Origin of the sequence: Variovorax raffinosi (assembly GCF_051216615.1) — a bacterium.
Taxonomy (GTDB): Bacteria; Pseudomonadota; Gammaproteobacteria; order Burkholderiales; family Burkholderiaceae_C; genus Variovorax.
The window spans coordinates 90204-114340 of sequence record NZ_JBPJZR010000020.1 but is presented as its reverse complement, the minus strand read 5'-3'; the positions used below and the strand labels follow the sequence as shown (position 1 = coordinate 114340).

The window sequence follows — 24137 nt, the reverse complement described above, 5'->3', positions numbered from 1 at the left end:
ATCGGCGTCAAGGAACTGTCGGAGATCCTTCATGCAGATTGCGAACTGGAAGCGCTGTGCGCCCGGCTTGCCGCCGAGTCGATGACGACCATGGAGAAGACCGAGCTGGAGTATGTTCACCAGCGTGCCAAGGAGTTCGTCGGCAATGAAGACCTCGATGGTTATCTCGAAGCCAATCGCGAGTTCCATCGCCTGATTCTTGAAGGCTCCCACAACAAGGTGCTGGCCCAGATGGTGGGAGACATCCGCGAACGTCTGAGCCCCTATCGGCAGTACCACCCCGCCGAGAACGACAGGTTGGTCACCTCGCATGCCTCGCATGATGCGATCGTGGCTGCCATCGTGGCGGGCAACGGCGAAGCCGCCTACCTGGCCATGCGCGGGCACAACGCCCACCTGGGCAATGCTGCTCTGCGCGCCTTGCGCCAGGCCTCGGAAGCGGCTGCATCCGAGCTCCAGGAATCGACACCCGAACCGCGACGCACGAAGACGGCCGCGGCCAGTACGAAGAAGGCGAAGGCGCCAGGCAGTGGACGGGCGACAACGGCCGCCAAGTCCAGGAAAAAAACCGCTTCCGCGTAACCTTTCAGGCGCGGCGGCCAAAGCCGCGCCTCGAGGGCCTCACTCGGTGGCCCTCTGCATCTTCTTCTCTTCCTGCAGCCAGCGGCACAACGCGCCGTCGCTCGGCCTCCTCTCCCCCAGCTCGATTCGCGCCAGCTCGCGCAGAGGCGTCCTTTTGCGCGCCCCCGGTACACGATACAGTCGCTCATAAAACACCAATCTCAGTTTTGGTATACCAAACACCAACAACGATGTAACATCCCGACGTTCCAAATGTCTTTAGAGAGGAATCCCGACATGGAAAAGTTGAGGCACATCGCCCTTTCAGTCAGCGACCCCGAGCAGGCGGCGCAGTTTTTCGAGCAGGCGTTCGGCATGACCCGCGCGGGGCGAGCCATGCGCGGCTGGTACATGACCGACGGGGTCATGAACGTGGCCCTTTTGAACTTCAAGGACGAGACCGTCCCCGGCTACGCCGGCCTGAAGGACGTGCGCGGCGTCATCCACTTCGGCATGTGGGTCGACAACCTCGAGGCCGCCGAGGCGCGCGTGAAAGCAGCCGGGGGCACCTATCTCACCGGCCGCAAGGAGACCGACCCCAATGTGTTCTACGAGGTCAAGTACCGCACGCCGGACGGCATCGTCTTCGACATCACCGAGTCCGGCTGGAAGGGTGCAACGAAGGAAGTCGCAGCCGTCATGCCGCCATCGGCACCTGTTGCCTAGCGCGAGGGCAAGAGGCAATGGTTCGCCATGTTCTGGCCCTCATCCCGCTGCCGCAGGAGACCCGCGACGCCCTGTCGTCCGGGTATGTTCTTCACTACTGCCCGGGCGGCCCCGACGAAGCCACCATCAGCGAGGCAGCAAGACACGGCGTCTGTGCCGTGGTCACCAACGGAACGACCGGCCTGTCCCGCGCCAGCATGGCGCAACTCACGGCCCTGCAGGTGGTTTGTTCGTTCGGCGTCGGCCATGAAAACATCGACCTGGTCGCCGCCAGCGAAAGCGGCATCGTCGTGGCCAATGCCCCGGACACGAACGGCGACACGGTCGCCGATCATGCGATGGGCTTCATGCTGGCGCTCAGCCGTGGCTATGCACCTCTCACGAAGGCCGTCGACAGCGGCGGATGGGCCATGTCACGCGGGGTCCGGCCCACGCTGAATGGCGGCACGGTGGGCATCATCGGCATGGGCAGGGTCGGGCGCGCCATCGCCCGGCGCGCGGCCGCATTCGACATGCAGGTTCTGTATTTCGATCGCAGCCCCAAGCCGGACGTGCACGGCGTGCACGTTCCCGTGTTGATCGATCTGGCACGGCAGAGCGACTTTCTCGTGGCGGCCTGCCCGGGTGGCGCTTCGACGCACCACATCGTCAACAGGCAGGTTCTGGACGCTCTCGGGCATGAGGGCTATGTCGTCAACGTGGCGCGAGGCTCGGTCGTGTGCACCGACGACCTGGTGGCGGCACTGCAGGCCAAGGCCATCGCGGGTGCGGGGTTGGACGTTCTCGAAACAGAACCCGTGGTGCCGGCGGAACTCATCGGCCTGGACAACGTCCTGATCACGCCGCACATCGCAGGCCGCTCGCCTGCGGCGCAGCTCGCGCAGAGAGATGCGCTGATGGCCAATCTCGACGCGTGGTTCGCAGGACGCCCGCTGGCTTCGCAACTGACGGGCGGTGCCGCGCGCCTCGCGGCGCAGGCCTGAAAGCAGGAAGGAGACGGTGCCTCGCGACACCGTCTCCTTTTTTCTTTTCTCGCAAGCCCTACGTTTTTTGCGTCTTGGAAGCCAGCAGATGTGGCGGCGGCGGGACGACAAAACGCTCGAGCCTGTGCTGGTCGAACGACTCCAGGTTCCGCTCCCAGACCTGTGCCTTGTGGCTGCCGTCCTGCGGTATCTGGGTCATCTCGCAGTAGACCTCGACGTTGTTGCCGTCCGGATCCTTGAACACGAGGAACAGGTTGTTGCCCGGGCCGTGTCGGCCGATGCCACGAACGATCTCGATGCCGTGCTGCTGCAGCACCCGCACAGAGCGCTCGATTTCTTCCTCGCTCTCGACCAGGTAAGAGAAGTGCTCCAGGCCGGGGCGCGAGTACTTCGGCAGATCGTCCCGGTCGGGCGAATCCGCTGGCAGCTCCGCGAGCGCCAGGTCGTGATGGTCCGTGCCCGCGCGCAGGAAGACCATCTTGTCGCCGATCCAGTCCGACACCTGAAGGCCCAGGACCTCCGTGTAGAACCTGCAGGACTTCTGAATGTCCCGGACCATGAGAACCATGTGCCCAAGACGCTTCGGCTTCAACGTTTCCATGGAAGTCTCCTTGAAGTTTTGCGAAGGGGAATGACGCCGCTCATCGAGTGGCGTCCTGCATCACGACGTGGTTCTCGATGGACCCGATCTGGTCGATGGATGCCACCATCACATCGCCCGGCTTCAGGTAGACGCCGCGTCCCATGCCCACGCCGGTTGGCGTGCCGGTCGCGATCAGATCGCCGCCGCGCAGCGTCACGATGCCCGAGAGGTATGCGATCTGCTCGGCGATGTTGAAGATCATTCCTTCAGCGCTGGCATCCTGCATCGTTTCGCCATTGACCGTCAGGCGCATGCGCAGCTTTTGCGGATCGCCGATGCAGTCGCGAGGAACAAACCAGGGGCCCAGCGGCGCGAAGGTGTCGAAGCTCTTGCCGCGGAACCAGTCGTGGGAGAAGGGGTAGTCGGTGCGCCGATTCAGATCGCGCGCGCTGATGTCGTTGATCACCATGTACCCGGCGATGTGTTCGTGCGCGCGCTCCACTGGAATGTGGCGACCGCCCTGCCCAATGACAACGGCCAGCTCGACCTCCCAGTCCAGGCGCTCGGTGTTCGGCGGCATGACAACGGCCGTCCTCGTGGGGGTGACGCTCGTTTCGGCCTTCATGAAGATGTAGGGCGAACTCTCGCTGCGCGCAGCGAGCTTGGTGCCCATCTCTGCCGCATGCTCGTAGAAATTCGATGCCGTCGCAAAGATCCGGGCCGGTTGATATGGCACGCCCAGTGCGCCGGTCTGCGCCTTCGCCCCGTTCTTTTGAATTGCCGCTGCCGCTGCGCTGAAGGCACCGAGCACCGGCTCATTGAGCGTCGCCCATTCCGAGAGCAGTCCCGCAAGGCCGCCCTCTGGAATCCGGACACTCTGGGCCGCGGATTCGAGCGCCTCGTTCGCGTCATAGACCTTGCCGTCGACCACCAGGCCTGTGCGGCGCTTGTGGTCAGCGCTCTCGTAGGTCGCAATACCAAACCAATTCATGTCTTCTTTCCTTCGTTCTGATTGAGTGGGTGATCCGCGAAGCCGCCTGCCGATCAGTCCAGCCTGATGCCAGAACTCTTCAGCACCGGCGCCCACATGGCGGACTCTTTCTTGATCTCGGCACTGAATGCCTGGCGTTCGATGTAGAGCGGCGTGATGCCGGCGTCTTCCAGCTTTTTCTGCACGCTGGCGTCGCCCTTCATCTTGACGACCTCCTTCGCGATCCGGTCGAGGATCGCCGGTGGCGTGCCTGCGGGTGCCAGCAGACCATTCCAGGACAAGACTTCATGGCCGGGATAGGTCTCCGCGATCGTCGGAACATCGGGCAGATCCTTGAGCCGCTTCGCGCTGGAGATCGCAATCAATTTCACCTTGCCGCCCTTCGCCTGCGGAATGATTTCCGAAGGGCTGGCCGAGTACATGTCGATCTGTCCGCCCAGCAGATCGCCGATGACGGCAGACCCGCCCTTGTAGGGCACGTGGAGCATCTCGACGCCGGCGCTGCGCGTGAACAGGTAGCTGGCCAGATGGGTCATTCCGCCGATGCCGCCGCTGCCGTACGAGAGCTTGTTTTCTCGCTTTGACGCGTAGCTCACCAGTTCGGGCAGCGTGCTGACCGGCAGTTGGGAGCGCACCGCAATGACGAAGGCATTGGCACCGATGTTCACGATCGGCTCGAAGCTCTTGATCGGGTCGAACGCGATGTTCGTATTGATGTAGGGCGCGGTGACCAGCTGCGAGGCCGTGCCCATGAACAGGGTGTAGCCATCAGGCGCGGCCGCCGCGACGAATAGGGCGGCGATCAGGCCCGCAGCCCCGGGGCGGTTGTCGACCACGACCGGCTTGCCCAGGGCATCGGCCAGGTGTACTGCTGCCATTCGCGCGATCAGGTCCGTGTTACCCCCAGCGCCGTACGGCACCACGATGGTGACCGGTCGCTGGGGCCAGGTCTGAGCACCCGCGCTCAGGGAGATCGCCGCAATGGCAAGACCGACGACTCGACGAAACATGTGCATTTGTCTTCTCTCGATATTTGGTATACCTAATGTACATTTTAAAATACCAAAAATGACAAGATTTTCCGTCCGATAGGTGTTTCCCCCGATACGGGTGCCTCTTTCGACGCACCGAACACTCTCTTCCGGCCACCTCTGACACAGCACATCACGGTCCTCCAAGCCTGAGAGCCGTTTCCACGATTGATCGAAAAACCGCTTGCGACGGATTTCTGAATCCAATACATTGCGCTTGGTATTTTTATTGTCAGTTAGGTATACCAATCACTATTTGGAGACACAAAAATGAAGAAAACCATGCTTGCCCTCGCGGTGCTGAGCCCACCAGGCCTGACGATGGCCCAGTCTTCAGTGGCAGTGTTCGGCGTCGTCGACGTCGGCGTTGCCCGCATATCCGGAAGCAACGGACACAGGACCGGGCTGACCAACAGCGGCCAGAGCTACAGTCGCCTGGGCTTTCGCGGCACGGAGGATCTGGGAGGAGGACTGGCCGCCAGCTTTCACCTGGAGGGGCAGCTCCACAACGACGTCGGCATGGGCGCCGATCAAACCTCTGCGTACAACTTCGCGCGACGCTCGACCGTCAGCCTGTCCGGGAAATTCGGAGAGATCCGCATCGGACGCGATTTCACGCCGACGTTCTGGAACACGACGCTGTTCGACCCTTGGGGCGGCAACGGCGTGGGCGGAAATGAACTGGATGCACAGCTGGCAAATGCACCGGGCGGCATCAACGGGGGAAAGTTTCTTCGAAACAGCAATGCCGTCAGCTACTTTCTTCCGGCCAATCTCGGTGGCTTCTATGGGCAGTTTCAACACGCCTTCGGAGAGAACGCGTCGACCGTCAAATCCAAGGCAGGCAACTACAACGGGTTGCGCCTGGGCTACGCCAAGGGCAAGGTGAATGTATCGGTGTCCAGCGGCAAGTATTCGACGGGCGCCGATGCAGCCAGCGGCGGCTTGACGGCCACCAACCTGGGAGCTTCGTACGACTTCGGCGTAGCCAGGCTGTCATTTGCGGTGGCCCACGAGAAGGCGCTTTCCGGGCCGGTCGTCACCAAGCAACTGGGCTGGTTGCTCGGGGTGACTGTGCCTGTCGGCGTAGGTGAACTGCGCGCGGCCTACAGCAGCTACGACCGCAAGAAGAGCCCGAACGACTATCGCAAGCTGGCCATCGGCTATGGCCACAATCTGTCGAAGCGCACCCAGATCTACGGCACCTATGCTCGCGTGACCAACAAGGGTTCGTCGGATTTCGCTGTGTCCAGCTTCGGACTGAACGCGAATGATCTGAATGGTCCAGGTGGTACTTCCAAGGGGATCGAATTCGGAATTCGCCACGCGTTCTAGCGCGTTGGCAGGCGCTCCCGGTAAGACCTTTCGCATCAGGCAACGCGCGTGGCGCCAAGGCTGATGCGGATTCCGGTGAGAGCCTCATTTTTTTGAGGTCCGAAGGCCGGCTTGCCAGGAGGCGATCGCTTTCGTACATCCGGAAGCGGACGCCACCTAGATGCTGATCGGTGCATTCGCGACAGCGCGCATCAATGCAGACGACACGCTGACGATCACCGAGCCCGACTTCGAGGCAAGAGCTGCCCTTGCCGCTGCCATGAAGCGAAGAGCGGTGCAGATCAATCACACCAGGTACAGCAAGAAGCTGCCGCTCGTAGGCAACTGACCGAACTCATGGGCAGGTCTGACAACCATCAACCCAAAAAGAAAAAGCCGCCGTGATTGCTCAGGGCGGCTTGGGAATGGTGCTCAGGTGCTTACGCGTAGATCGACATCGCGATCAAGCAGCCAACGATGACGAGACCGGCAGCAATGAGGCCAACCCTGAATCCTTGGTCGTCGCTCTTCAGCAGCCTGTACTCGAAGACTGCTCCAGCAATTCGCGTCAACCAGAAGGAAAGAAACTCGCCCATACGCAGCAGGTTAGCGGACTTCAGACCCACTCTTGAGACGGACTCCAAAGTCTGGAATCCGAGCAAAGTGGCTGCCATGAATTTTGGCCCGCCAGAAAGTGAAAAACCCTTGCAACTCATTGAGCTGCAAGGGTTTCTGACTGGCGGAGTGGACGGGACTCGAACCCGCGACCCCCGGCGTGACAGGCCGGTATTCTAACCAACTGAACTACCACTCCTGGTAGACAACGTTCACTCCTTGCGGAGCCAAGTGCTGACGACTTGTGCCTGCTTCACTTGCGTGAAACTGGCGACCCTACGGGGATTCGAACCCCGGTAGCCACCGTGAAAGGGTGGTGTCCTAGGCCTCTAGACGATAGGGTCAAAACCTTAGGAACCGTGCTGCGATCAGCACTTCTTCTCTTCTCGACACTTTGATGGTGGAGGTAAACGGGATCGAACCGATGACCTCTTGCATGCCATGCAAGCGCTCTCCCAGCTGAGCTATACCCCCTGTGGGTGTCGAGCCTCAAATTATAGCCCGAAATTTCAGGCCTTTTTCAATCGTTCGATAACTTTTTCGCGGGAAAAAATTTCGAGGACTGAATCGAGGGACGGTGTCTGCGATGTTCCCATCACAAGCACTCGTACTGGCATCGCTAACACTGGCATTTTCAGCGTGTGTGTCGCGAGCACTTCCTTGATGATAACTGCGATTGAGGGTCGATCCCAGGTCACCGTCATCAATTTTTCTGCGAGCGTTGCGATCGCAGGCTTCACTGCATCGGTGATGTGCTGCGCGCGATCGGCTTCGCTCACTTCGATGTCTGCATAGAACGCTGCGGCCCAGTCGGCGAGTGCCACCGTGGTCTCGCAACGGTCCTTGAACAGCGCGCAAATCGCCGGCAGTCTTTCGTCGGCGATGATGCCGCGCTTTTGCAACTGCGCTGCAACAAGAGGCGCGAGTTCATCGCCGGTCTTTGCCTTGATGTATTGCGCGTTGACCCACGCCAGCTTCGCCGCATCCCACTGCGCCGGGCTCTTCGACAAGTGCGAACCGTCGAACCAACTAACCATCTGTTCGCGCGTGAACAGCTCATCGTCGCCGTGGCTCCAGCCAAGGCGCGCGAGGTAATTCAGCATTGCTTCAGGCAGGTAGCCGTTCTCTTCATACGCCGTCACGCTCACTGCACCGCGGCGCTTGGAAAGCTTCTGTCCATCGTCTCCAAGAATCACGGGCACATGGCCGAACGCAGGCAGCGGTGCGCCCAGTGCGCGGAAGATGTTGATCTGCCACGGCGTGTTGTTGATGTGCTCGTCACCGCGGAACACGTGCGTGATGTTCATGTCCCAGTCGTCGACCACCACCGCGAAGTTGTAGGTGGGCACACCGTCGGGCCGCAGGATGATGAGGTCGTCGATCTCGCGGTTGTTGATGGTGATCTCGCCCTTGACGAGGTCGTTCCACGTCACGTCGCCTTCGGGCGGATTGCAAAAGCGCACCACCGGCGGCACGCCTTCGGGCACGGGCGGCAGCACCTTGCCCGGCTCCGGACGCCAGCGACGGTCGTACAGCGTTTTCTCGTTGCGCGCGCGTTGCGCTTCTCGCATCTCTTCAAGCTCGGCCGGCGTGCAGTAGCAGTGATAGGCCGTGCCGGCCGCGAGCATCTGCGCGATGACTTCGCGGTAGCGCTCCAGGCGCTGCATCTGGTAGATCGGGCCCTCGTCGTAGTCGAGGCCGAGCCAGTGCATCGAGGCGAGGATCTGGTCGGTCGAGTCTTGCGTGGAGCGGGCCACGTCGGTGTCTTCGATGCGCAGGACGAACTCGCCACCATGGTGACGCGCATAGGCCCACGAATAGAGCGCCGTGCGGGCCGTGCCCAGGTGAAGAAAGCCGGTGGGAGACGGTGCGATGCGGGTGCGAACTTTGCCGGTCATGAAAATCGATTCAGGAATTCAGTGTGCTCAGGCCGCGCTGCAGGTCGGCCGTGATGTCGTCGATGTACTCGAGGCCGACCGCGAGACGGATCAGGCCCTGGCCGATGCCGGCAGCCTGTCGCTGCACCTCGGTCAGGCGCCCGTGCGACGTCGTGCCGGGGTGCGTGATGATGGTCTTGGTGTCGCCCAGATTGGTGGCGATGCTCACCACGCGCGTGCTGTTGATCACGTGGAAGGCATTGGCGCGCGCCGCTTCCGGCGTGTCGCCGACCACGTCGAAGGACACGACCGCCCCGCCCTGCCCCGATTGCTGGCGCATGGCCAGTTCGTGCTGCGGATGCGACGCAAGGCCTGGGTAGTACACGCGGGCAATGCCGGGCTGCTTTTCGAGCCATTGCGCAACGGCCAATGCATTCGCGCTTTGCGCCTGCATGCGGATGCCCAGTGTTTCCATGCCCTTGAGCACGACCCATGCGTTGAACGGCGACAGCGCCATTCCGGCGGTGCGAACCACCGGGCCGAACACGTCGACGATGAGCTTCGACGGACCGCAGATCGCGCCAGCCATCACGCGGCCTTGGCCATCGAGGTACTTGGTACCGGAATGAATGACGAGGTCGGCGCCGAGTTCGGTCGGGCGCTGCAGTGCAGGCGTGCAGAAGCAGTTGTCGACCGCCAGCAGTGCGCCAACACCATGCGCCAGATCGGCCAGCGCCTGGATGTCGCACACGTCGGTCAGCGGATTGGTCGGCGTTTCTGCAAACAGCAGCTTGGTGTTGGGCTTGAGGGCCGCGCGCCATTCCGCCACATCGGTCTGCGAGACGAAGGTGGTTTCCACGCCGAACTTGGCGAACTCCTTGCCGAACAGGTTCAGCGTGGAGCCGAACACCGAGCGTGAGCAGATCACATGGTCACCGGCCTTGAGCAGGCCCATGCACATCATGAGGATCGCGCCCATGCCGGTAGAGGCACCGATGGCCGCTTCCGTGCCTTCGAGCGCCGCAAGGCGCTGCTCGAAGCTTGCGACCGTGGGGTTGGAGGTGCGCGAGTAGGTGAAGCCCGCTTCGGTGCCGGCAAAGCGGCGCGCGGCGGTCTCAGCATCAGGCTGCACGAAGCCGCTCGTGAGGAAGAGCGCTTCGGAGTGCTCGCCGTGCTGGCTCGGCGCGAGCCCCGTGCGCAGCGCAAGCGTGTCGCGGTGCAGTCCGGGCGGCAGGGTTCGTTCGTCGTTCAATTCAGCTCTCACTCACTCGGGTTGGGGAGCGCAAGGCGCGAGGAATCTTCTTCGGTCTCTTCGACGCGGGGACGGTTGCCGTTCATGCGCGAGATGGCATCGGTGTCGATGTCGCCCGTCACGTACACGCCGTCGAAGCACGAAGCATCGAAGCCGTTGAGCTTGGGATTGAGCGAGCCGATGGCGCGCTTCATCGCGTCGACGTCCTGATAGATCAGAGCGTCGCAGCCGATCAGTTCGCGGATTTCCTCGATGGTGCGGTCGTGCGCCACCAGTTCGTCCTTGGTCGGCATGTCGATGCCGTAGACGTTGGGGTAGCGCACCGGCGGCGCGGCACTGGCCAGGTAGACCTTGCGGGCGCCGGCGTCGCGTGCCATCTGCACGATCTCGCGACTGGTGGTGCCACGCACGATCGAGTCGTCGACCAGCAGCACGTTGCGGCCCTTGAACTCGCTCGCGATCACGTTGAGCTTCTGGCGCACCGACTTCTTGCGAACGCCCTGCCCCGGCATGATGAAAGTGCGGCCGACGTAGCGGTTCTTCACGAAGCCTTCTCGGTACGGCACGCCCAGCAGATGCGCGAGTTGCGTGGCGCTCGGGCGGCTCGATTCGGGGATCGGGATGATCACGTCGATCTGGTTCGGTGGCACGGTCGAGACCACGCGCTTGGCCAGCGTTTCGCCCAGGTTCAGGCGTGCCTGGTAGACCGAGATGCCGTCGAGCACCGAGTCGGGCCGAGCCAGGTAGACGAATTCGAAGATGCAGGGGTTGAGCGTGGGCGACTCGGCGCACTGCATCGAGTGGACCTTGCCTTCCAGGTCGACGAACACCGCTTCACCCGGATCGATGTTGCGTTCGAACACATGGCCCGAGCCTTCGAGCGCGACCGACTCGCTGGCAACCATTACCGTGCCGTCGGCGCTGCGGCCCATGGACAGCGGACGAATGCCGTAGGGGTCGCGGAAGGCGAGCAGGCCGTGGCCTGCGATCAGCGCGACCACGGCGTACGAGCCGCGCAGGCGCTTGTGCATGTTCTTGACCGCGGCGAACACTTCGGCCGGATGCAGCGGCACGCCGCGCGACGAGCGCTCCAGTTCGTGCGCCAGCACGTTGAGCAGCACTTCGGAGTCGCTCTCGGTGTTGGTGTGGCGGTGATCGGTGGAGAACAGCTCCGCGCGCAGTGCGTGCGCGTTGGTCAGGTTGCCGTTGTGCACGAGCACGATGCCGAAAGGCGCGTTCACGTAGAAGGGCTGCGCCTCTTCTTCGCTGTACGCGTTGCCCGCAGTCGGGTAGCGCACCTGGCCCAGGCCCACGTTGCCCGGCAGCGCGCGCATGTTGCGGGTGCGGAACACGTCGCGCACCATGCCCTTGGCCTTGTGCATGAAGAACTTGCGTTCGAGCAAGGTCACGATGCCGGCCGCGTCCTGGCCGCGATGCTGCAGGAGCAGCAGTGCGTCATAGAGCAACTGGTTGACGGGTGCGCTGCTGACAACGCCGACGATTCCACACATGAAACGATTCCTCTCAGGGCAGGTAGCTTGCCAACTTTTCGGGCAGTGCGGGTTTCAGGCCCTGCAATGCCGCATCGAGAACAATGGCGCTGCGCGACTCATGCCACCAGGCACTGTCGCTCAACACCAGCAAATGAACAACGACCGCCAGCACGAGCAGGGCCACCGCACCCCGCGCTGCACCGAACGCTGCTCCCAAAATCCGGTCTACGGGCCGCAGCCCCACCACGGTAATCAGCTTGCGCGTGAGCGAGGCCACCAGGCCCACGCCGAACGCCACCCCCACGAACACCAGCACGAAGGCCAGCGGATAGCGCCACGTGGCGTCGTGTTCGCCGAACGGCAGCCACGCCGCCACACCGGAAGCCAGCCACTGGGCGGCGATGAAGGCGGCCACCCAGCCGATCAGGGAAATCACCTCGAACACCAGTCCGCGCACCAAGCCGAACAGCATCGACACCCCAATGAGCGCGACGGCGATCCAGTCAAGCAAGGCCACGGCAGCAGGCAGTGGCGATTACAAGGTGAGGATCGCGGCCGACAAAGACAAGCCCTTGACGCGCTCGGCGGCCTTGTCCGCCTCGGCGCGTGAACCGAACGGGCCGACACGCACACGCGTGCGCTCGCCATCGGCCGTCTTCGCCACGTTCACATAAGTCTTCAGGCCGGCCTTCTCGAGCTTCTGGCGCACTTCGCGCGCCTTGTCGGCATCGGCGAACGCGCCGACCTGGACCACGAAGCGACCTGCACCTTCATCGGCGGCAGCGGCTGGCTTGGGCGTTGCGGGCACGGCCGCGGCGATCGGTTTGCCTTCGAGCAGCGCGCGGGCGCGGGCACCGTCGTCCACGGCGGCCGGCTTGGGCGTTGCGGGCTTGGGTTCCGGCTTGGGCTTGGGTTCGGGTTTGGGTTCCGGCTTGTGCTCGGGCTTCGGCTCCGGTTTGGGCTCGGGCTTCGGTTCAGGCTTGGGGTCTGGCTTGCGCTCGACGGGCGGTGCCACCGGCGAGGTGCTGGCCACCGGCTTGCCGGAATCGATCACGGTGCCGTCAGCGGTCTCGGTGATCATGCCGCCGGCCGACGATGCGGCTGCAACGCGCGAGCCGTTGTCGGGCGCGGCAGGTGCGGTGCTCACGGCAGGTGCCGGCGTGGCGGGCACCGGCAGCGGCTTGACCTTGTTGCGATCGGGAATCTCGATCGGAATGTCGACCGACACAGGACGCGGCTGGGTATCGAACAGCAGCGGAAACCCGATCACGCCCAGCAGCACCAGCACTGCTGCGCCGAGCAGCCGGTGGCGCGCACGACGACGCATGGTTTCGACACTTTCCGCGGGAACTGCGGCCGGGGCGCCACGTCCTTCGTTGCCTTGCGGGCCGCGCGTGCGGAACTTGAAAAACGCCATGAAGTTCGATCCCTGAAGGAGTGCAGCGAGGTGATGCCAGAGGTGTGGACAGCCCGGCGATCAACCGCCCGGCAGCAGGTGTTTGGCTTGCAGCCGGGGAGTGCCGTTTTCGAGCACGCCACCCACTGTGAAGAACGATCCGAAGACGACGATTCTATCAGCGGGGTCTGCGTGCTCGATGGCTGCGCGCAACGCGTCCATCGGGCTTGCGTGCACGCTGCCCGAGGCGTCGGTGCGCTTGTTCTGCGCCTGCCAGGCAGCCAGCAGATCGGCGGCCTTGGCGGCACGCGGCGTGGGCAGGTCGGTGAAGTACCAGCGGTCGATCATCGGCCCGATGCGGGCCAGGATCGGCGCGAGGTCCTTGTCGGCCATCACGCCGAACACGCCGTGCGTCGTGGGATAGAAGCCCATCGCATCGAGGTTCTCGGCCAGCGCGGCGACGGCATGCGCGTTGTGCGCCACGTCGAGCACCAGCGTGGGCTCGCCCGGCACGATCTGGAAGCGGCCCGGCAGCTCGACCATTGCCAGCCCGTTGCGCACCGCCTGCGCCGTGATCGGCAACTGTGGCCGCAGCGACTCGAGCGCCGCGAGCACGCCCGCTGCATTGATGAGCTGGTTGGCGCCGCGCAGCGCCGGATAGGCCAGCCCGCTGTAGCGCCGACCGCGGCCCGACCAGCCCCACTGCTGCTTGTCGCCCGACACGTTGAAATCGGTGCCGAAGCGCCACAGGTCGGCGCCGATGGCGTTCGCGTGGTCGATCACGCTTTGCGGCGGCATCGGGTCGCTCACGATGGCTGGCTTGCCGGCGCGCAGGATGCCGGCCTTCTCGAAGCCGATGCTCTCGCGGTCGGGCCCGAGGTATGCCATGTGGTCCAGGTCGATACTGGTGATGACCGCGCAGTCGGCATCGATGATGTTGACCGCGTCGAGCCGGCCGCCAAGGCCGACTTCGAGGATCGCCACGTCGGGCTTTTCCTCGATCATGCAATGCAGGATGCCGAGCGTGGTGAACTCGAAGTAGGTCAGGCCCATGTCGCCACGCGCCTTTTCCACCACTTCGAAACTTGCTATCAGTTTGGAAGCATCGACCGACTCGCCCTTGAGCCGCAGCCGCTCCTCGAAGCGCACCAGGTGCGGCGAGGTGAAAACGGCCGTGCGGTAGCCCGCGTGCGTCAGGATCGACTCGAGCATCGCGCAGGTCGAGCCCTTGCCATTGGTGCCCGCCACCGTGATGACGGGGCAGCCGAAACGCAGGCCCAGGCGCTGCGCCATTTCTTTGGCGCGTTCGAGCCCGAGCTCGATCTTGTCGGGATGAAGGTGCTCGGCGCGCGCGAGCCAGTCGTTAAGGGTTTCCATGGAGGCCGGCATTGTCGCCGACCCGCCGGCCGGGGCATCATGGCGGGCATGACAACCCTATACGGCATTCCGAACTGCGACACCGTCAAGCGCGCCCGCGCCTGGCTCGATGAACATGGCGTGGCCTACACCTTCCACGATTTCAAGAAACAGGGCGTGCCCGAGGCCGAGCTCGACCAATGGCTGAAGAAGCCCGGCTGGGAGGCCCTGGTCAACCGCAAGGGCACCACCTGGCGAAAGCTGGACGACGCCACCCGCAACGCGGTGATCGACGCGGCATCGGCCCGCCCCGTGCTGCTGGCCAACCCCAGCCTGATCAAGCGGCCGGTGGTCAACTGGGGCGCCAAAACCGGCGTTACGACTGGATTCGACGCCGACGCCTGGGCTGTCAACGCCGTGTAAACCCCGGAACCCGCCTCGCTGCCCGGCCTCCAATCGGGATCCGCAGGAGAGATACACCATGAACAAACATCTTTTTCGCACCCTTGCCGGCCTTTCCGTGGCCGGCGCGTTCGCGGGCGGAGCCGGCCTCGTGCATGCCCAGCAGGCGCAGTACGTCCAGGCCCGGGTGATTTCGGCCACGCCGATCCGCGAATCGACCGGCAGCGACGTCAACTACAACGTCACCTACGAATACAACGGCCGCCAGTACACCACCCGCACCGCCACCCGGCCGGGCTCGACCATCTCGGTCCAGGCCAGCGCGTATGGCGTGACCACCTCGCCGGTCGCGCCGCAATCGCAAATGCAGGGCTACCCGGTCGAAGCCAACAACGGCCAGCAGTACCAGCAGGCGGGCGGCTCGCCCTGGGACAACGTGGTGCCCGAACCGGGCGTGGTGGTCGGCGCAGGCGGCCCGCCTCCCGTCTATGCGCAGCCGGCCCCTGTCTATGTGCAGCCGGCCCCCGTCTATGCGGCGCCGGTCTATGTCGATCCCGGCTATGCGTACGGCTACGGCTATCCCTATGCCGCCTACCCGCCGGTCGGCATTTCGCTGAACTTGGGCTATTCGCGCGGCTGGGGCGGCGGCTATTACCGCGGCGGTGGCTACGGCTACCGCGGCTACGGCGGTTTCCGCGGCGGCTGGCACCACTGAGCGGGCGGGGGTTCGTCGACCCCCTAAAATCGAGGACTTTTCCAACCCTTGACGGGTGCGCCGCCGGTGCGGTGCGTCCTCGATCAGCCGACCGCCCAGGCGCCGGCGCCACCCAATGACGACGATTACCGACACAATCAACAGCGCCGCAGTGGCCACCAAGGCCAATGTGTACTTCGACGGCAAGTGCGTGAGCCACAACCTCACGCTCGCGGACGGCACGAAAAAATCGGTCGGCGTGATTCTCCCGTCGACCCTCACCTTCAACACCGGCGCCCCTGAAATCATGGAAGGCGCTGGCGGCAGCTGCGAATACCTGCTCGCAGGCACCACCGAATGGGTCGCCTCCGGCCCCGGCCAGAAGTTCAACGTGCCGGGCAATTCGAGCTTCCAGATCCGGGTGACCGGCGAGCCCTACAGCTACATCTGCCATTTCGGCTGAACCGGGACCTGACATGTCGACCATTCTCCAAAACGTTCCCGCCGGCCAGAAGGTCGGCATTGCCTTTTCCGGCGGCCTGGACACCAGCGCGGCGCTCCATTGGATGCGCAACAAGGGCGCCATTCCCTACGCCTACACCGCCAACCTCGGCCAGCCCGACGAGCCCGACTACGACGAGATTCCGCGCAAGGCGATGCTCTACGGCGCCGAGAACGCCCGCCTGATCGACTGCCGCGTGCAGCTCGCCAACGAAGGCATCGCCGCACTGCAGGCCGGCGCCTTCCACGTCACCACCGCGGGCGTCACCTACTTCAACACCACGCCGCTGGGCCGCGCGGTGACCGGCACGATGCTCGTGTCGGCCATGAAGGAAGACGACGTCAACATCTGGGGCGACGGCAGCACCTACAAGGGCAACGACATCGAGCGCTTCTACCGCTACGGCCTGCTCACCAACCCCGCACTGAAGATCTACAAGCCCTGGCTCGACCAGGTCTTCATCGACGAACTCGGCGGCCGCAAGGAAATGTCGGAGTTCATGCAGAAGGCCGGCTTCGCCTACAAGATGTCGTCCGAGAAGGCCTACTCGACCGACTCGAACATGCTCGGCGCCACGCACGAAGCCAAAGACCTCGAACACCTGAACAGCGGCATGCAGATCGTGCAGCCCATCATGGGCGTCGCGTTCTGGAAGGACGAAGTCGAGGTCAAGCGCGAAACTGTGTCGGTGCGCTTCGAAGAAGGCGTGCCGGTCGCGCTGAACGGCAAGAGCTTCCCGAGCCTGGTCGAGCTGATCCTCGAAGCCAACCGCATCGGCGGCCGCCACGGCCTGGGCATGAGCGACCAGATCGAGAACCGCATCATCGAAGCCAAGAGCCGCGGCATCTACGAAGCCCCGGGCCTTGCGCTGCTGTTCATTGCCTACGAGCGCCTCGTGACCGGCATCCACAACGAAGACACGATCGAGCAGTACCGCGACAGCGGCCGCCGCCTCGGCCGCCTGCTGTACCAGGGCCGCTGGTTCGACCCGCAAGCGATCATGCTGCGCGAGACGGCGCAACGCTGGGTGGCGCGCGCCATCACCGGCGAAGTGACGGTCGAGCTGCGCCGCGGCAACGACTACTCGATCCTGAACACCGAGTCGCCCAACCTCACGTACAAGCCAGAGCGCCTGAGCATGGAAAAGGTCGAGGGCGCGTTCACGCCGCTGGACCGCATCGGCCAGCTCACGATGCGCAACCTCGACATCGTCGACACGCGCGAAAAGCTGGCGATCTACACCCGCACCGGCCTGCTGACGGCGAGCGAAGGCGCATCGCTGCCGAAGCTGACCAACGACGGCGACGCGAGCTGACCGGCTGAATGCCACGCTGCCCTTCGGGGCAGAAACGACGACGGGCCCCTCGGGGCCCGTTTGTCATTATTGGTGGCTTGATTTATGACCGACGGCGTCAGTCAGTCAGTCCCCGCCACCTCCGCCGCAGCCGCCTCCACATCCACCACCGCTGTCGCCGGACGAGCCGCCGCCATCACTGGAGCCGCCGTCACCGCTGCTGCTGCTCGATTCGCTGCCGCCGAAGCCGCTGGCATCTCCCGAGCTGCCACCGTCCGACGATGACGACTCCCCGAAGCTGGTGCCGCACTGCGCATCCGAGCCGATGTGCCGCTCGACCGCCCGGCAATCGGGCACGTACTGAAAGCCACCGGCAATCGCGAACTTGATGTCCAGCGCAAACAGCAGCGGCAGCCGCGCCGGGTTGCGCGGATCGATGCTCTCTTCCTTGCAGGCCCAGTACCAGGTGCGGCGCAGGCCGTCGTTGCGCTTGGGGTCGCGCCCCAGCACCTCGGCAGGGCTGTGGTGCAACATGCCGCCGAAGGCCGCGTTGCACCAGCTCTGGTAGCCCTGCGTGTGCAGGATGAACTCGTGCCACGCCGTGTCGACCACCTTCGAGGGCATGGCGACGAACTTGCGATCGCTGCGCAGATGGGACATGAAGAACTGGCGCAGCCCGCGCAGCACCAGTTCAGCGTCGCGCCGGCTGAGCTGCGGGTGCGCCTCGCGCAGCTTGCCGATGAGGAACGGGGGCAAGCGCGCCTCGCGGATGAACTGGCGCCGCAGGCTGGTTTCAAGGAACTTGAGCACCGCCGAGAACAGCACCGCCACCACGATCAGCGCCACCACCACGCCCCAGCGGTGCGAGCCCAGGAACACGGCCACCAGCGCAACGAAGGGCACCGCACGCCGGGCCCACACCAGCGCCCAAATGCGGCGCCGGAAATTCAGGGGCAGGAAGTCGAGATCCATGCGCCGGCGGGTCAGCGGGTCAGACGACCACCGGCTCCGGCTCCAGCCGGATGCCAAAGCGCTCGTACACGCTGGTCTGGATGGCCTTGGCCAGCGTCATCACTTCGCCGCCCGTCACCGGGTTGGCGGAGCCGCCGCGATTGACCAGCACCAGCGCCTGCCGCTCGTACACGCCGGCATTGCCCACCGACTTGCCCTTCCAGCCGCAGGCGTCGATGAGCCAGCCGGCCGCCAGCTTGATGCTGCCGTCGTCCATCGGGTAGTGAACGATCTTCGGGTCGCGCGCAATGATGTCGGCGCACTGCTCCGGCGTGACCGTCGGGTTCTTGAAGAAGCTGCCGGCATTGCCCAGCACGCGCCAGTCGGGCAGCTTGGCGCGGCGGATGGCGCAGATCCAGTCGAAGATGTCCTGCGCATCCGGCGTGAAGTTGCCGGCCTCTTCCATCTTGCGTTCCAGGTCGAGGTAGCCGACCACGGCCTTCCACGGCTTGGGCAGGCGAAAGCGCACCCGGGTGATCACCGCGCGGCCCGCCAGGCCGAAGTCGTTCGGCCCGCTGCGCACATGCTTGAACACCGAGTCGCGGTAGCCGAAGGCGCATTGCGCGGCATCGAGCGTGAAGCTGCGGCCCGTTTCCAGGTCGAAGGCGTCGAGCGAATCGAAGCGGTCTTGCAGCTCGACCCCATAGGCGCCGATGTTCTGCACCGGCGAGCCGCCCACCGTGCCGGGAATGAGGGCCAGGTTTTCCAGCCCCGGATAGCCGCTGCGCACCATCCATTCGACCGCGTCGTGCCAGATTTCGCCGGCGCCGGCCTCCACGATCCAGGCGCGCGGGGTTTCTTCCACCAGCCGCAGGCCCTTGATTTCGATTTTCAATACCAGCGGCTTGACGTCGCCGGTGAGCACGATGTTGCTGCCGCCGCCCAGCACGAAGCGGGGCGCGTCGCGCCACTGCGGATCGGCACGCAGCGCGGCCAGGTCGGCCTCGTCGGTGATGCGCGCCAGATGCTGCGCGCGCGCGACGATGCCGAAGCTGTTGTACGGCTGCAGAGGGACGTTGGACTCCACGATCATGGGAGAATTGTCGCATTCAGCCCAGTGCATCCAGGAGAGCCCATGCCGTCATTCGATACCGTCTGCGAGCCCAATCTGCCCGAAGTGAAAAATGCGGTCGAAAACACCGCCAAGGAAATCGCGACGCGTTTCGACTTCAAGGGCACCGCCGCTGCCGTCGATCTCAAGGACAAAGAGATCACCATGATCGGCGACGCCGAGTTCCAGCTCGTGCAGGTCGAAGACATTCTTCGCGCCAAGCTCACCAAGCGCAACGTCGACGTGCGCTTTCTCGACAAGGGCGACGTCCAGAAGATGGGCGGCGACAAGGTCAAGCAGGTCATCAAGGTCAAGAGCGGCATCGAGAGCGAGCAGGCCAAGAAGATCACCCGCATCATCAAGGACAGCAAGCTCAAGGTGCAGGCCGCGATCCAGGGCGACGCGGTGCGCATCACCGGCGCCAAGCGCGACGACCTGCAGGCCGCGATGGCGTTGATCAAGAAGGACGTGCCCGACATGCCCCTCTCGTTCAACAACTTCCGCGACTGATTCCATGAAGTCCATCGTCATCGCAGCGCATCTTCTGACCGCCGTTGCGATGGCGAATGCCGCCGGCTCGGTCACGCTGACCGGCACCATCGGCAGCCGCGCGATCCTGATCGTGAACGGCGCGCCGCCCAAGACCGTGGCGGTCGGCGAGAGCTTCCAGGGCGTGAAGCTGGTGTCGCTGCAATCGGAGCAGGCGGTGGTCGAGCTGGAAGGCAAGCGCACCACGCTGCGCATGGACACGCCGGTGAGCATCGGCGGCAACGGCGGCGGCTCCAGTGGCGGCAGCCGCATCGTGCTGTCGGCCGACAGCCGCGGCCACTTCATGACGCCGGGCACCATCAACGGCCGCACGGTCACGTTCATGCTGGACACCGGCGCCACGTCGATCGCGCTGTCGGCGGCCGATGCGCAGCGCATCGGGCTCGATTTCAGCAAGGGACGGCCGGTGCAGATAGGCACCGCCAACGGCACGGCCCAGGGCTACAGGCTGCGGCTGCAGTCCGTGCGCGTGGGCGATGTGGAGGTCTACGACATCGACGCTGTCGTGTCGCAGGAGCCGATGCCCTACGTGCTGCTGGGCAACAGCTTCATCAACCGCTTCTCGATGCGCCGGGACGCGGACCAGATGGTCCTCGAAAAGCGGTATTGAACCCCTGGTGTCAAGCCTGCGCGGCCGTCACCACGATCTCGATCTTGTAGGCCGCATTGGCCATCTTGGCCTGCACCGTGGCGCGCGGCGGCGTGTTGCCGGCCGGAATCCACGCGTCCCACACCTCGTTCATGGCAGTGATGTCGTTGATGTCGGCCAGGAAGATCTGCGTCATGAGAATGCGCGACTTGTCGCTGCCGGCCTCGGCCAGCAGGCGATCGACCATGGCGAGCACCTGCGCGGTCTGGCCGCGGATGTCCTGCGTGGTGTCGTCGGGCACTTGCCCGGCAAGGTAGATGGTGCCGTTGTGCACGGCCGTCTCGGACAGACGCGGGCCGACGTGGAAGCGGGTGATGTTTGCCATGGTGTTCTTCAATCAAGCCTTTTTCTTCGAGCCGAGTTTCGACTCCGTGCCGGCCGCGAGCCGGCGGATGTTTTCGCGGTGCCGCCAGATCAGCAGCAAGCTCATGATGATGAGCGCAATCAGCGCCGTGCGGTCGAGCGGCCACGCAATGTTGCCGCCGATCAGGTAGTAGGCCGGTGCAAAGAAGGCCGCGACCAGCGACGACAGCGACGAATAGCGAAAGAACACCGCGATGATCAGCCAGGTGACGCCGGTCGCCAGCCCCAGCCACGGTGCGATGCCGACCAGCACGCCGGCCGCCGTGGCCACGCCCTTGCCGCCCTGGAAGCCGAAGAACACCGGGTAGAGATGGCCCAGGAAGGCCGCGAGGCCCGCCAGCGCGGCGACACCCTCGCCCAGGCCCCACTGCGCGCCGAATTGATGGATCAGGAACACGGGCAGCCAGCCCTTGAGCGCATCGAGCAGCAAGGTGGCCAGCGCCGCGCCCTTGTTGCCCGAGCGCAGCACGTTGGTGGCGCCGGGGTTGCCGCTGCCGTAGCTGCGCGGATCGGCCATGCCGAGCGACTTGCTCACGATGACCGCAAAAGACAGCGAGCCGATCAGGTACGACGCCACGATGGCGATGAGGGATGGCAAATGAAAGCTCAAGACGGCGCTCCGCGGGGATGGTTGTTTTTCTTTGGTGACGAGGGCGTGCCGTCGTCAGGTCTCGGGCGGCGATTGGATCACAACGTACTGCTTGCGAAACTCCAGCCCGCGATCGGGCCACTGCCGCACATAGGCGCGCAAGGCATCGGCGCCGGCCGGCCAGTCTTCGCCGTTGACGCGGCAGTCGGCCTGCACTTCGCCCTGGGCATCGCGTGCTGCGTAGAGCCGCAAGCCGAACACACCGTCCGATTCGATCAGTGGCTGGAAGGCTTCCCAGGTGTTGGTGAACAGGCAGCAGGGGCAGAACGGATGCTCTTCGTCTTCCGTGGCCGCGTGCATCGCACGGCTCGCCACCGGGCCGAACAGCACGCGCCGCTCGCGCCCGCTCCGCGCGCCCTCTTCGACGGCCCAGTTCAGGCCCATCGATGTGCAATGGGCGAGCTGGCTGCGCAAGGCGTCCTGGAACACGACCAGGTCCACCTGGGCCCACAGGTCGAATCCGCTGGAGAGAGACTCGCCCGCCGTGCCGCCGTTGGAATGCTGGAACTCGAAAGTGCCGTTCGGCAGGAGCCGCTCGTGCGCCACCTCGATGGTGGTGGAACTGCTCGCGTGGCCGCCTGCGGGAACCGACAGGCTCAGTATCTGCGGCAGCAGCCAGAGCCCGTCGGGCAACACGATCCAGCCCTCGCGCTCCCGCTTGCCGACATGGCCGCGCGCGGCAAGCGCTTCAAGCAGCAGCGCCGTCAGGTCGATGGTTTCGGCCCACGTGCGCTCGTCGTTGCGAAACGAGATCTCGAACGTCGCACCCTGGCCCGGGTTGCCGGCGATGCGCGAAGGAAAGAAATCGGAGGGCGATGGGTTCATGGCGCCGGCTATTCTGCCAGCGCACATTGCACCGGCTTGGCCTCCAGCAGCGTCACGCACACCTGCGGATCGATGCCGATGAGGTAGCCGCGCCGGCCGCCGTTGAGCACGATGCCCGGCAGCTCGAGGATGGTCGATTCGATGTAGACCGGCATCTCGCGCCGCGTGCCGAACGGTGAGGTGCCGCCCACCATGTAGCCGCTGTGGCGCTGCGCCACTTCGGGCTTGCAGGGCTCGACCGATTTCGCGCCGATCTGCCGCGCGAGGTTCTTGGTCGACACCGTGCGGTTGCCGTGCATCAGCACGATCAGCGGCTTGGCGTCCTGGTCCTGCATCACCAGCGTCTTGATGACGGTGAACGGATCGAGCCCGAGCATCTCGGCGCCGCGCTGCGCGCCGCCGTGCTCCATGTACTCGTAGGGATGCTCGGTGAAGCTGATCTTGTGGGCACGCAGCAGTTGCGTCGCAGGCGTCTCGGAGGTGTGGGTGCTTTTCTTGGCCATCTTGCTGGCAGTCCGTCTTCAGAAATTACTTATTGTTTTACGATAAACTTTGGTCGTTTTACATTAAATAACGACCCGAACATGCAGCATACGCCAGCCCTGCCGGCCACGCCTTCGTTCTACCTGAAGCGACACGCCCAGGTCGTGCAGGTGCTGATTCTTGCGGGCGTCGTCCTGCTGGTGGTGCAGCCCCTGCTCCTGCTGGCGTTCGAGCGCCCGTGGCTCGACATGTTCGGCGTGGGCAGCTTCCTCGGCCTGCCCACGCCACCGGCCGATGGCCCGGCGCGCTGGCGCACCGCCCTTGTCAGCCTGCTGCCGGTCGGCGGCGGCCTGTATGCGTTGCGGCAGTTGTGGCGGCTGTTCGGCGAGTACGGGCACGGCCGGGTCTTCGGCAAGACCGCGCAAGACGCGCTGGTGCGCTTTGCCTGGGCGGTGCTGCTGCTCGCGCTGCTGTTGCCGCTCGCGCGTGGCCTCATGACCGTGGCGCTCAGCATCGGCAACCCGCCGGGCCATCGCTTCATGTCCATCACCATCGCGTGGTTCGACTGCCTGCACATCCTGTTCGGCGCGGTGCTCGTGGCCATCGCGCGGGTGATGGCCGAGGCCCGGCGCCTGGCCGACGACAACGCGGGCTTCGTCTGAACGCGCCATGCCCATCGTCGTGAACCTCGATGTCATGCTCGCCCGGCGCAAGATGCGCTCGCGCGAGCTGGCGGAACATGTGGGCATCACCGAGCAGAACCTGTCGCTGCTCAAGAGCGGCAAGGTGCGCGGCGTGCGCTTCGATACGCTGGAGCGCATCTGCGAAGCGCTGCAGTGCCAGCCTGGCGACCTGCTCGAGTGGCAGCCTTCTTCGCCCACCTCCGAGCCCTGATGCCGCGTCGCGGCCTGATGGCTCTGGTGCTGGCCGTGGTGGCCATGCATGCAGCAGTGCTTTGGCTGATGCTGGTGGCCTCGCAGCCGCACGTCGGACGGATCGGCACGGCGAAACGCATTGCGATGGAAGTCGTGCAGATCGCGCCTGTGCTGAAGGCCGAACCTCCCGCGGCGCCGACAGCCGCCTCGCGAGCCGCGCCAACGCCCGTTGCGCCACGTGCGCCGGCCAGACGCACGCCACTTGCGACTCGCAGCGACGCCATCACCGCATCGCCCAACGCGCCCGCCGCGCCGGTGGACCCCGCAGCGCCGACGCAGGCAGCAGGCCCCTCGCCCGCCCCGCTGATCCTGAACTCCGAAGCCACCCGCCGCGCCTTGCGTGACGTGGCCCGTCAACGCTCGTTCGCCGACCGCGCCAATCAGGACATCAGTGCCCCGGCGGGTTCAGCCTTCGAATCCCGCCTGGGTGCCAGCGTTGCAGGCGCAGCCCGTGGCGACTGCATGAAAGGCCAGTTCAAGGGCAACAACATGGGCCTGTTGAGCCTGCCCGCCCTGGCCCTCGCCGCCGCCAGCGGCGAATGCGCGCGCTGA

General features: G+C 64.7%; 30 protein-coding genes and 3 tRNA genes. 14 read left to right on the top strand and 19 right to left on the bottom strand.

All coding sequences use genetic code 11. The annotated features are described in order from the left end of the window. The 3 genes from ACSFB7_RS35845 to ACSFB7_RS35835 form a co-directional block, all read left to right on the top strand. Nucleotides 1-582, top strand: a 582-nt coding sequence (locus ACSFB7_RS35845) for a GntR family transcriptional regulator (RefSeq protein WP_435477089.1), incomplete at its 5' end; no start/stop codon positions are given. 276 nt (nucleotides 583-858) lie between these two features. After that, nucleotides 859-1287 (top strand): VOC family protein, encoded by a 429-nt coding sequence (locus ACSFB7_RS35840; RefSeq protein ID WP_435477088.1) that lies wholly within the window; start codon nucleotides 859-861, stop codon nucleotides 1285-1287. A gap of 17 nt (nucleotides 1288-1304) precedes the next feature. Then, nucleotides 1305-2270, top strand: a complete 966-nt coding sequence (locus ACSFB7_RS35835) for a 2-hydroxyacid dehydrogenase (protein ID WP_435477087.1) — start codon at nucleotides 1305-1307, stop codon at nucleotides 2268-2270. A 58-nt stretch (nucleotides 2271-2328) separates the two neighbouring features. Here the strand turns inward: ACSFB7_RS35835 and ACSFB7_RS35830 are convergent, their stop codons facing one another. From ACSFB7_RS35830 to ACSFB7_RS35820, 3 genes are read right to left on the bottom strand one after another with little or no spacing between them, the layout of a single operon-like run. Further along, a complete protein-coding gene (locus ACSFB7_RS35830) occupies nucleotides 2329-2871 on the bottom strand; it encodes a VOC family protein (RefSeq protein WP_435477086.1) in 543 nt (180 codons plus the stop codon). Between the two features lie 40 nt (nucleotides 2872-2911). Beyond that, nucleotides 2912-3844 (bottom strand): fumarylacetoacetate hydrolase family protein, encoded by a 933-nt coding sequence (locus ACSFB7_RS35825; RefSeq protein ID WP_435477092.1) that lies wholly within the window; start codon nucleotides 3842-3844, stop codon nucleotides 2912-2914. A 53-nt stretch (nucleotides 3845-3897) separates the two neighbouring features. Further along, complete coding sequence (locus ACSFB7_RS35820; protein WP_435477085.1) at nucleotides 3898-5082, bottom strand: Bug family tripartite tricarboxylate transporter substrate binding protein; 1185 nt, start codon at nucleotides 5080-5082, stop codon at nucleotides 3898-3900. Between the two features lie 63 nt (nucleotides 5083-5145). On the opposite strand from ACSFB7_RS35820, the gene ACSFB7_RS35815 reads away from it, so the two are divergent. Together ACSFB7_RS35815 and ACSFB7_RS35810 are read left to right on the top strand one after the other, a co-directional pair. Beyond that, a complete protein-coding gene (locus ACSFB7_RS35815) occupies nucleotides 5146-6210 on the top strand; it encodes a porin (protein WP_435477084.1) in 1065 nt (354 codons plus the stop codon). 160 nt (nucleotides 6211-6370) lie between these two features. Further along, nucleotides 6371-6538, top strand: a complete 168-nt coding sequence (locus tag ACSFB7_RS35810; RefSeq protein WP_435477083.1) for a hypothetical protein — start codon at nucleotides 6371-6373, stop codon at nucleotides 6536-6538. A 91-nt stretch (nucleotides 6539-6629) separates the two neighbouring features. On the opposite strand, the gene ACSFB7_RS35805 is transcribed toward ACSFB7_RS35810, so the two are convergent. The 10 genes from ACSFB7_RS35805 to folC form a co-directional block, all read right to left on the bottom strand. After that, on the bottom strand, nucleotides 6630-6863 hold the full coding sequence (locus ACSFB7_RS35805) for a hypothetical protein (protein ID WP_435477082.1): 234 nt from the start codon (nucleotides 6861-6863) through the stop codon (nucleotides 6630-6632). A 63-nt stretch (nucleotides 6864-6926) separates the two neighbouring features. Beyond that, nucleotides 6927-7003 (bottom strand) — tRNA-Asp (locus ACSFB7_RS35800). Nucleotides 7004-7072: 69 nt separating this feature from the next. Next, a tRNA-Glu gene (locus ACSFB7_RS35795) sits at nucleotides 7073-7148 on the bottom strand. Between the two features lie 54 nt (nucleotides 7149-7202). Next, nucleotides 7203-7278, bottom strand: a tRNA-Ala gene (locus ACSFB7_RS35790). 35 nt (nucleotides 7279-7313) lie between these two features. Further along, complete coding sequence (gltX, locus tag ACSFB7_RS35785) at nucleotides 7314-8702, bottom strand: glutamate--tRNA ligase (protein ID WP_435477081.1); 1389 nt, start codon at nucleotides 8700-8702, stop codon at nucleotides 7314-7316. A gap of 10 nt (nucleotides 8703-8712) precedes the next feature. Beyond that, on the bottom strand, nucleotides 8713-9933 hold the full coding sequence (locus ACSFB7_RS35780) for an O-succinylhomoserine sulfhydrylase (protein ID WP_435477080.1): 1221 nt from the start codon (nucleotides 9931-9933) through the stop codon (nucleotides 8713-8715). Nucleotides 9934-9941: 8 nt separating this feature from the next. Continuing rightward, nucleotides 9942-11444, bottom strand: a complete 1503-nt coding sequence (purF, locus tag ACSFB7_RS35775; RefSeq protein ID WP_435477079.1) for an amidophosphoribosyltransferase — start codon at nucleotides 11442-11444, stop codon at nucleotides 9942-9944. A 13-nt stretch (nucleotides 11445-11457) separates the two neighbouring features. Then, on the bottom strand, nucleotides 11458-11943 hold the full coding sequence (locus ACSFB7_RS35770; protein ID WP_435477078.1) for a CvpA family protein: 486 nt from the start codon (nucleotides 11941-11943) through the stop codon (nucleotides 11458-11460). An 18-nt stretch (nucleotides 11944-11961) separates the two neighbouring features. Continuing rightward, nucleotides 11962-12843, bottom strand: coding sequence for an SPOR domain-containing protein (locus tag ACSFB7_RS35765; RefSeq protein WP_435477077.1), 882 nt, complete (start codon nucleotides 12841-12843; stop codon nucleotides 11962-11964). 60 nt (nucleotides 12844-12903) lie between these two features. Further along, on the bottom strand, nucleotides 12904-14211 hold the full coding sequence (folC, locus tag ACSFB7_RS35760) for a bifunctional tetrahydrofolate synthase/dihydrofolate synthase (RefSeq protein ID WP_435477076.1): 1308 nt from the start codon (nucleotides 14209-14211) through the stop codon (nucleotides 12904-12906). 36 nt (nucleotides 14212-14247) lie between these two features. Between folC and ACSFB7_RS35755 the strand changes: the two genes are divergently transcribed. The 4 genes from ACSFB7_RS35755 to argG all read left to right on the top strand — a co-directional run bounded on the left by ACSFB7_RS35755 (nucleotide 14248) and on the right by argG (nucleotide 17091). Beyond that, nucleotides 14248-14601 (top strand): ArsC family reductase, encoded by a 354-nt coding sequence (locus tag ACSFB7_RS35755; RefSeq protein WP_124459253.1) that lies wholly within the window; start codon nucleotides 14248-14250, stop codon nucleotides 14599-14601. 58 nt (nucleotides 14602-14659) lie between these two features. Beyond that, nucleotides 14660-15295: a hypothetical protein gene (locus tag ACSFB7_RS35750; protein ID WP_435477075.1), complete on the top strand. Its 636-nt coding sequence runs from the start codon at nucleotides 14660-14662 to the stop codon at nucleotides 15293-15295. 115 nt (nucleotides 15296-15410) lie between these two features. Next, nucleotides 15411-15737 (top strand): pyrimidine/purine nucleoside phosphorylase, encoded by a 327-nt coding sequence (gene ppnP / locus ACSFB7_RS35745; protein ID WP_435477074.1) that lies wholly within the window; start codon nucleotides 15411-15413, stop codon nucleotides 15735-15737. A 13-nt stretch (nucleotides 15738-15750) separates the two neighbouring features. Then, entirely contained in the window at nucleotides 15751-17091 is a 1341-nt protein-coding gene (argG, locus tag ACSFB7_RS35740) for an argininosuccinate synthase (RefSeq protein WP_435477073.1), read from the top strand. Between the two features lie 105 nt (nucleotides 17092-17196). Here the strand turns inward: argG and ACSFB7_RS35735 are convergent, their stop codons facing one another. Both ACSFB7_RS35735 and murB read right to left on the bottom strand, forming a co-directional pair. Beyond that, entirely contained in the window at nucleotides 17197-18042 is an 846-nt protein-coding gene (locus ACSFB7_RS35735) for a glycine-rich domain-containing protein (RefSeq protein WP_435477072.1), read from the bottom strand. Nucleotides 18043-18061: 19 nt separating this feature from the next. Then, entirely contained in the window at nucleotides 18062-19114 is a 1053-nt protein-coding gene (gene murB, locus ACSFB7_RS35730) for a UDP-N-acetylmuramate dehydrogenase (RefSeq protein WP_435477071.1), read from the bottom strand. Nucleotides 19115-19156: 42 nt separating this feature from the next. Between murB and ACSFB7_RS35725 the strand changes: the two genes are divergently transcribed. Together ACSFB7_RS35725 and ACSFB7_RS35720 are read left to right on the top strand one after the other, a co-directional pair. After that, complete coding sequence (locus tag ACSFB7_RS35725) at nucleotides 19157-19642, top strand: YajQ family cyclic di-GMP-binding protein (RefSeq protein ID WP_435477070.1); 486 nt, start codon at nucleotides 19157-19159, stop codon at nucleotides 19640-19642. 4 nt (nucleotides 19643-19646) lie between these two features. Beyond that, complete coding sequence (locus tag ACSFB7_RS35720) at nucleotides 19647-20291, top strand: retropepsin-like aspartic protease family protein (protein WP_435477068.1); 645 nt, start codon at nucleotides 19647-19649, stop codon at nucleotides 20289-20291. 10 nt (nucleotides 20292-20301) lie between these two features. On the opposite strand, the gene ACSFB7_RS35715 is transcribed toward ACSFB7_RS35720, so the two are convergent. From ACSFB7_RS35715 to ACSFB7_RS35700, 4 genes are read right to left on the bottom strand one after another with little or no spacing between them, the layout of a single operon-like run. Continuing rightward, on the bottom strand, nucleotides 20302-20655 hold the full coding sequence (locus tag ACSFB7_RS35715; RefSeq protein ID WP_435477067.1) for a RidA family protein: 354 nt from the start codon (nucleotides 20653-20655) through the stop codon (nucleotides 20302-20304). Between the two features lie 12 nt (nucleotides 20656-20667). Then, nucleotides 20668-21303 (bottom strand): glycerol-3-phosphate 1-O-acyltransferase PlsY, encoded by a 636-nt coding sequence (plsY, locus tag ACSFB7_RS35710; RefSeq protein ID WP_435477066.1) that lies wholly within the window; start codon nucleotides 21301-21303, stop codon nucleotides 20668-20670. A gap of 54 nt (nucleotides 21304-21357) precedes the next feature. Beyond that, nucleotides 21358-22167, bottom strand: coding sequence for a DUF6348 family protein (locus ACSFB7_RS35705; protein WP_435477065.1), 810 nt, complete (start codon nucleotides 22165-22167; stop codon nucleotides 21358-21360). Nucleotides 22168-22175: 8 nt separating this feature from the next. Next, complete coding sequence (locus tag ACSFB7_RS35700) at nucleotides 22176-22670, bottom strand: aminoacyl-tRNA deacylase (RefSeq protein ID WP_435477064.1); 495 nt, start codon at nucleotides 22668-22670, stop codon at nucleotides 22176-22178. An 81-nt stretch (nucleotides 22671-22751) separates the two neighbouring features. Here ACSFB7_RS35700 and ACSFB7_RS35695 point away from each other — a divergent pair, with 81 nt between their 5' ends. From ACSFB7_RS35695 to ACSFB7_RS35685, 3 genes are read left to right on the top strand one after another with little or no spacing between them, the layout of a single operon-like run. Further along, complete coding sequence (locus tag ACSFB7_RS35695; RefSeq protein ID WP_435477063.1) at nucleotides 22752-23312, top strand: DUF2975 domain-containing protein; 561 nt, start codon at nucleotides 22752-22754, stop codon at nucleotides 23310-23312. Nucleotides 23313-23319: 7 nt separating this feature from the next. Continuing rightward, entirely contained in the window at nucleotides 23320-23544 is a 225-nt protein-coding gene (locus ACSFB7_RS35690) for a helix-turn-helix domain-containing protein (RefSeq protein ID WP_435477061.1), read from the top strand. After that, nucleotides 23544-24137, top strand: coding sequence for a hypothetical protein (locus ACSFB7_RS35685; protein ID WP_435477060.1), 594 nt, complete (start codon nucleotides 23544-23546; stop codon nucleotides 24135-24137). Before ACSFB7_RS35690 ends, ACSFB7_RS35685 begins: the two co-directional genes overlap by 1 nt.